1 protein-coding gene is annotated in these 505 nt (G+C 72.9%); it reads left to right on the forward strand.

Going from position 1 to position 505, the window contains the following annotated elements:
- On the forward strand, positions 1-505 hold a 505-nt coding region (locus FV228_RS33665), incomplete at both ends, for a hypothetical protein (RefSeq protein WP_187278013.1).

Below are 505 nucleotides of genomic sequence, written 5' to 3' on the forward strand. Positions count from 1 at the left end.
GCGGTCAGCTCCGGACCTTGTTCGAGCGGGCGCAATCCAGCCTTGAGCTCTCGGTGGAGAGCCGCGGCCGGGAGATCGCTATGGCGGTCCAGGCGCGCACGCAGGACCTGCGTACCCTCCTCGACGCGGCGCCTACGGGCGTGGCCGCCCTCCTGGACACCCGGATCGAGACCCTGCGCACGACCTTCGACGAGGCCCGTTCGGCGATCGAGACGTTGCTCAGCGAGCGCAGCCAGGCGCTGCTCGACGCCGCGCAAGGGCGCACCGGCTCGCTGGTCGAGGCCTTCGATGCGCGGATCCGCGACCTCGACGGCGTCGTCGAGGGGCGCACCGCGGCCCTGGTGCACACGGTCGAGGCGCAGAGCGAGGCGCTGGCCCGCGGGGTCGATGCCCGTGCCGACGCCTTCACTCAGCGCATCGACAGCCGCATGCGGCTGTTCGCGACGCTGGTCGCCCAGCGCGCCGAGACGCTGGCCACCGCCTTCGACGACCGCCACGACGCCTT

Origin of the sequence: Methylobacterium sp. WL18, from assembly GCF_008040015.1 — a bacterium.
Lineage (GTDB): Bacteria > Pseudomonadota > Alphaproteobacteria > Rhizobiales > Beijerinckiaceae > Methylobacterium > Methylobacterium mesophilicum.